Raw genomic sequence first — 5,710 nt, 5'->3', positions numbered from 1 at the left:
TCCGCCAGCGCCTTGAGCTGGGTCGGCGTCTTCGCCAGCGCTTCCCGGGCGGCCGCCGCCGCGGCGGTGAAGACCTCGCGGGCCCGGGACCCGCTGACCGCTGCGCTGGCTCGCGCCGCTGCGGAGGCGGCGCGGGCAACGGTGAGGATGGTCCCCTCGACGGGCTCGCCCACGGCCGCGTAGGACGCGTCGGTGGCGCGCTGCATGGCCTCGGCGGCCACGACGGCGTGGCTGTCCTCGCTCGTCGCCTCGGCCAGCCGTGCGACGTACGCCCCGAGCATCTGGCTGAGGATGACCCCGGAGTTGCCCCGGGCGCCGAGGAGCGCCCCGCGGGACAGGATGCGCATGGCGTCGGGCAGGGCGAGGTCCGGGTCGTCCGCCAGGGCCTCGGTGATGGCGTCGCGCGCGGCGGAGACGGTCAGGAACATGTTGGTCCCGGTGTCACCGTCGGGGACCGGATAGACGTTGAGCGCGTCGATCTCCTCGCGGGCCCCCGAGAGCGCGTCAGTGGCGATCTCCACGAACCGGGCCAGCGAGGCCGTGGACAGGCCGCTCGTCACCCGTTCCATCGCAGCCCTCCCCCGCCTCAGTTGTCGAAGCCACAGGTTAGCGCCGTCCAGGGGCGCGGCGACAGACGCAACAGACCCCGAGAGCAGTGCTCTCGGGGTCTGTCGAGCAAGACGTCAGGTCAGCGGCTGACCTTGCCGGCCTTGAGGCAGCCGGTGCAGATGTTGACGCGCTTGGGGGTGCCGTTGATGGTGGCCCGCACGCGCTGGATGTTCGGGTTGAAGCGACGCTTCGTAATCTTGCGCGACCAGGGTCGGTTGTTGCCGAAGCCGGGCTTCTTGGCGCAGATGTCACAGACGGCAGCCACCGTGTACTCCTGAAGATCGTGGGTGATTCGAGAACGTATCGGCTCGCCATGTCCAGTGAGGCACGGCCGGATCCGGCCAGCGAGCAACCGCACAAGAGTATCCGACCCGCAGGGATGGGTGAAATCGAGCCGGTCCCGGCTCAGAAGTGCGTCCACCCGGTGGGCCCTTCGTACTCCCCACCGTCCACCGTGACCCCCGAACCCGCGGCCACTGAACCGATGACGTGCCAGCCCGCGGGCACGTGGGCCGCGCTGGGGAACGTCGCGAGCAGCCCGTGGTCGTCGCCTCCGCCGAGCACGAACTGGAGCGGGTCGACGCCGAGAGCAGCACCCACCGCGAGGAGCGGCTCGGCGAGCTCGAAGGCACTGGTGCGTACGTCGATCGCGACCCCGCTCTCCTCGGCCAGGTGGCGTGCCTCCGCGAGCAGCCCGTCGGAGATGTCGATCATGGCGGTGGCGCCCGCCTCGGCTGCCAGCCGACCTTGGGCGTAGGGCGGCTCCGGTCGGCGGTAGGCCTCCACGAGCACGCGCGGGGACCGGAAGCCACGAGCCAGGACAGCCAGTCCACCGCCCGCCCAGCCCTGCCGGCCGGCCAGGGCCAGCACCTCGCCCGCCGCGGCACCCGAGCGCACGACCGGCGACTCGGTGCAGGCGCCGATCACGGTCACCGCGATCATGACCTCGTCGGCGCGCGTCAGGTCCCCCCCGACCACACTCGCGCCCACGACGGCGCACTCCGCGGCGAAACCACGCGCGAAGTCGAGCGCCCACTGCGCCGGCAGGTCGGGCGGGGCCGCAAGGCCGATGGTCAGCGAGTGGGCCGTACCACCCATGGCGTTGATGTCGGAGAGGTTCTGCGCAGCCGCCCGGTGACCGACGTCCTCGGCGCTGGACCAGTCGTGGCGGAAGTGCCTGCCCTCGACCATGAGATCGGTGGAGACCACGACGTGACCGTTGCGGATCCGCAGCACGGCGGCGTCGTCGCCCGGTCCGACCAGGACGTGCTCGCCCTGCTCGAACAGCGAGATGAAGGCCTCGATCAGTCCGAACTCGCCGGCATCGGCCAGGGTCGCGTCCTTCGGGAATGCCATGCGGCCCATCAGACCAGATCGGTGGACGCCCACCGGGGACGGGCGCCTATCGAGAAGTGACGGCTCTCACGGTAGGTTGACGACCGCACAGCGTTTCCCGATCTTCCGCAACCGAGGAGTCACAGATGGTCGTCCAGGCCTACATCCTGATCCAGACCGACGTCGGCAAGGCCGCTGAGGTTGCCAGTGCCATTGCCAAGATCAAGGGCGTCACCCTCGCCGAGGACGTCACCGGTCCCTATGACGTGATCGTCCGCGCCGAGGCACGCAACGTCGACGAACTCGGCAAGCTGGTGGTCTCGAAGGTGCAGAACCTCGACGGCATCACTCGCACGCTCACGTGCCCCGTCGTCCACATCTGAGCCCGACCCACCGACGCCCCGTGTCCCTGTGGACGCGGGGCGTCGTTGTCGTTCTCCTGCTCGGCGCTGCCGGCTGCTCGTCCCCCGAGCTGCCGTCGCTGTCCCGGGCCGACGCGGAGGCGTGCGCCCAGCTGACGGCGGCACTGCCCGACCGCGTCGACGGCGAGGACCTCAGCGACGACACCGCCCGCACCGCCTCGTGGGGCGGCATCGAGCTCACCTGCGGGGTCGAGATGCCTGCGGCGTACGACAAGTTCGCCTCCTGCACCGAGCTGGAAGGTGTCGGCTGGTTCCTGCCCCCCGCTGAGCTCAACGACCCGAGCTCCGACATCCTCGTCACCGCACTGACGCACAGTCCCCGTGTCAGCGTCCTCATCCCGGCCGCCCACCGCGGCAACGAGGTCGCCCTCTCCGAGATCTCTCCAGCCATCGCCAAGACCCTGTCCGCGGGCGAGCCCTGCCTCTAGCTCAGCGCAGGCCCGTGTCGCGTTCGAGCGCGAGGGTGATCAACCGGTCGACGAGCTCGGGATAGCTCACGCCCGACTCGGCCCACATCTGCGGGAACATCGAGGTCGGGGTGAAGCCGGGCATGGTGTTCAGCTCGTTGATCACCACCGTGTGGTCGGCCAGCACGAAGAAGTCCACCCGCGCCAGGCCCTCGCACGACAGCGCCTCGAACGCGCGCACGGCCAGGCGACGCAGCTCCTGCTCGACCTCGGGTGGGAGGTCGGCAGGCAGGTCGATCTCGGTGTCCTGGTCGGCGAGATACTTCGCCTCGAAGTCGTAGAACTCATGACCGCCCCCGATCCGCACCTCGGCCGGGCGTGAGGTCTCCGGGTCGCCGTCGACGGTGGCGAGCACCCCACACTCCACCTCGCGTGCGCCGACCGCGGCCACCTCGACGAGCACCTTGGTGTCGTACTCCAGCGCCAGCTCGATCGCCTCGGCGATCTCGTCCTGGTGGTGGATCTTGCTGATACCGATGCTGGACCCGCCCCGGGCAGGCTTGGCGAAGGACGGGTAGTCGAGCTCCTCGACGCGGGTCAGGGCGGACACCCGATCGGTGTCCCACTCACGTCGGGTCACCGTGATCCCGGGGGTCACCGGGAGGCCGGCGGCCTCGAGCACGATCTTCATGAAGGCCTTGTCCATGCCCACGGCGGACGCGAGCACTCCGGAGCCGACGTAGCGGACGCCGGCCATCTCGAGCATCCCCTGCAACGTGCCGTCCTCGCCCCACGGACCGTGCAGCAGGGGGAACACCACGTCGACGGAGCCCAGCGTCCGGGGCACCTCTGCGGCGCCGGTGACGACCAGGTCCGTCGAGCCCGCGGCTCCGAGCAGCGCCACCATCGCATTCGACGCGTCGACCTCGGGCAGCGTCGACCCGGAGATGGCGAGCCTCGTGGCGTCGTCGGACTCGAGCACCCAGCGGCCGTCGGTGGCGATGCCGACCGGGACCACGTCGTACTTGTCGCGATCGATCGCGGCCAGCACGCTTCCGGCCGTGACGCACGAGATGCCGTGCTCGCTGGACCGACCACCGAAGACGACAGCGACGCGAGGCTTGCGGGGCTCGTTCATTGCCCCGACCCTAGCCGCCTACGCTGGCCGACATGTCTGGTGACACTCCCCTTTCCCCTTCGACGATCGCGGTCACGGCGGGGCGGCCGGCACACGATCCGGACGCCCCCCTCAACGTGCCGATCACGATGGCCTCGACGTACGTCGCAGGCGGCGACCTGGAATACGGCCGCTACGCGAACCCCACGTGGACGGCCCTCGAGGAGACGCTCGGCGCGCTCGAGGGAGGGCGGTGCCTGAGCTTCGCCTCGGGTATGGCGGCGGTGACAACCGTGCTCGATCTCGTGGCCCCCGGCGGCAGAGTGGTCGCTCCCCGGCACTCCTACAGCGGCACGATCATGCAGCTGGCCGACCTCGAGGCCCGTGGCCGGGTCAGGGCCGAGCTCGTCGACCTCACCGACACCGACGCGGTGGTCCGGGCGTGCGAGGACGCAGCCCTGGTGTGGCTGGAGTCGCCGACCAACCCGGCCCTCGAGGTCGCCGATATCGCGACGATCACTGCCGCGGCCCACGAGGCCGGCGCCTATGTCGTCGTCGACAACACGTTTGCCACTCCCCTGCTCCAGACCCCGCTCGCCGACGGCGTCGACCTCGTGGTGCACTCCGCGACGAAGTACCTCGCCGGGCACAGCGACGTGCTGCTCGGCGCGGTCTGCACGCGTGACGACGAGCTCTTCGGCGTGCTCAAGAACCGTCGTGACCTGCAGGGCGCCATCCCCGGGGCGTTCGAGGCCTGGCTGGTGCTCCGCGGCATGCGCACCCTCCACGTGCGCGTGGAGCGGGCCCAGACCAACGCCCAGGAGCTCGTCGGTCGCCTGGCCGACCATCCCGCCCTGTCGGAGGTCCGCTACCCCGGCTTCGGCGCGATCGTCTCCGTCGTGCTCGCCCAGGGCGCTCTGGCGGCAGACCTGCTGACGCAGAAGACGAAGCTCTGGGTCCACGCCACCTCGCTCGGTGGCGTGGAGTCGACCCTGGAGCGCCGGCGGCGCTGGAAGGGCGAGGCCCCGACGATCCCCGAGGGGCTCGTCCGCCTCAGCGTCGGAATCGAGGACGTGGACGACCTCTGGCGAGACCTGCGCACGGCCCTCGACGGCTGCGTGGGCTGAGGCTCCGTCGGAGCTGTCGGTCTCAGGGGTCTCGACGCTCGCGCGCCCTCGTTCCTCGGCCGCGTCGCTTGCTCGACGTTCGACCTCAGTCGATCCGACGTCGTCCCTCCGTCGGAACTAGTCGGTCTCAGCCTTGGTGTCCCGGGCGATGAAGCTGTTCATCATCTCCAGGGCCGTCATGCGACCGTCGACGACGGCATCGACGTGCTCGGCGATCGGGGCGTCCACCCCGGTCTGCGCCGCCAGCGCCATCAGCGACTTGCAGGACTTCGCGCCCTCAGCGACCTGGGACGTCGAGGCGTAGATCTCGGCCGTGGTCATTCCCTTGCCGAGGTTCTCCCCGAAGGTCCGGTTGCGCGAGAGCGGCGAGGAGCAGGTGGCCACGAGGTCTCCGAGGCCCGCGAGGCCCATCAGCGTCAGCGGGTTGGCACCCTGGGCCATGGCGAGCCGGGCCGTCTCGGCCAGCCCGCGGGTGATCAGGGACGCTGTCGTGTTGTCGCCGAAGCCCAGCCCGACGGCCATCCCGACCGCCAGTCCGACGACGTTCTTGTACGCCCCGCCGATCTCGCAGCCGAGCACGTCGGTGGAGGTGTAGGGCCGGAAGGCGGTCGTGTGGAACATGGCCTGAAGTCTCTTGGCGACGTCCTCGTCGGGGCAGGCGACCACCGAGGCGGCGGGCTCTCGCCGGGCGAT

Annotated in this window: 8 protein-coding genes; 3 read left to right on the top strand and 5 right to left on the bottom strand. The window is 70.5% G+C overall.

Annotated features, from left to right (window positions below; all coding sequences use genetic code 11):
• The 3 genes from JWN68_RS08980 to JWN68_RS08970 form a co-directional block, all read right to left on the bottom strand.
• On the bottom strand, nt 1-569 hold a 569-nt coding region (locus tag JWN68_RS08980; protein ID WP_297737796.1), incomplete at its 3' end, for a DAK2 domain-containing protein.
• A 119-nt stretch (nt 570-688) separates the two neighbouring features.
• Complete coding sequence (rpmB, locus tag JWN68_RS08975) at nt 689-874, bottom strand: 50S ribosomal protein L28 (protein WP_091196251.1); 186 nt, start codon at nt 872-874, stop codon at nt 689-691.
• Nucleotides 875-1,014: 140 nt separating this feature from the next.
• Entirely contained in the window at nt 1,015-1,965 is a 951-nt protein-coding gene (locus JWN68_RS08970; protein ID WP_297737789.1) for a thiamine-phosphate kinase, read from the bottom strand.
• Between the two features lie 125 nt (nt 1,966-2,090).
• On the opposite strand from JWN68_RS08970, the gene JWN68_RS08965 reads away from it, so the two are divergent.
• Both JWN68_RS08965 and JWN68_RS08960 read left to right on the top strand, forming a co-directional pair.
• Nucleotides 2,091-2,327 carry an Lrp/AsnC ligand binding domain-containing protein gene (locus tag JWN68_RS08965; protein WP_297737786.1) on the top strand — a complete coding sequence of 79 codons (237 nt, stop codon included), beginning with the start codon at nt 2,091-2,093 and terminating at the stop codon, nt 2,325-2,327.
• Nucleotides 2,328-2,347: 20 nt separating this feature from the next.
• Entirely contained in the window at nt 2,348-2,794 is a 447-nt protein-coding gene (locus tag JWN68_RS08960) for a DUF3515 domain-containing protein (protein WP_297737783.1), read from the top strand.
• A 1-nt stretch (nt 2,795) separates the two neighbouring features.
• On the opposite strand, the gene JWN68_RS08955 is transcribed toward JWN68_RS08960, so the two are convergent.
• On the bottom strand, nt 2,796-3,911 hold the full coding sequence (locus tag JWN68_RS08955) for a D-alanine--D-alanine ligase family protein (protein ID WP_297737780.1): 1,116 nt from the start codon (nt 3,909-3,911) through the stop codon (nt 2,796-2,798).
• 32 nt (nt 3,912-3,943) lie between these two features.
• Between JWN68_RS08955 and JWN68_RS08950 the strand changes: the two genes are divergently transcribed.
• Nucleotides 3,944-5,017 (top strand): aminotransferase class I/II-fold pyridoxal phosphate-dependent enzyme, encoded by a 1,074-nt coding sequence (locus tag JWN68_RS08950; protein WP_297737777.1) that lies wholly within the window; start codon nt 3,944-3,946, stop codon nt 5,015-5,017.
• A 117-nt stretch (nt 5,018-5,134) separates the two neighbouring features.
• Here the strand turns inward: JWN68_RS08950 and JWN68_RS08945 are convergent.
• Nucleotides 5,135-5,710 (bottom strand): NAD(P)H-dependent glycerol-3-phosphate dehydrogenase (locus tag JWN68_RS08945; RefSeq protein WP_297737775.1); only part of this gene is annotated, 576 nt, incomplete at its 5' end.

The sequence above is a fragment of the Nocardioides sp. genome (genome assembly GCF_025964975.1).
Taxonomy (GTDB): domain Bacteria; phylum Actinomycetota; class Actinomycetes; order Propionibacteriales; family Nocardioidaceae; genus Nocardioides.
The sequence above is the reverse complement of the archived record's forward strand: the minus strand, read 5'-3'. Positions and strand labels throughout refer to the sequence as shown.

What these genes read in the sequence shown, in the direction of transcription:
- JWN68_RS08970 (WP_297737789.1), bottom strand. Translation starts at nt 1,965, where the DNA reads ATGGCATTCCCGAAGGACGCGACCCTGGCCGATGCCGGCGAGTTCGGA.
- JWN68_RS08965 (WP_297737786.1), top strand. Translation starts at nt 2,091, where the DNA reads ATGGTCGTCCAGGCCTACATCCTGATCCAGACCGACGTCGGCAAGGCC.
- JWN68_RS08955 (WP_297737780.1), bottom strand. Translation starts at nt 3,911, where the DNA reads ATGAACGAGCCCCGCAAGCCTCGCGTCGCTGTCGTCTTCGGTGGTCGG.
- JWN68_RS08950 (WP_297737777.1), top strand. Translation starts at nt 3,944, where the DNA reads ATGTCTGGTGACACTCCCCTTTCCCCTTCGACGATCGCGGTCACGGCG.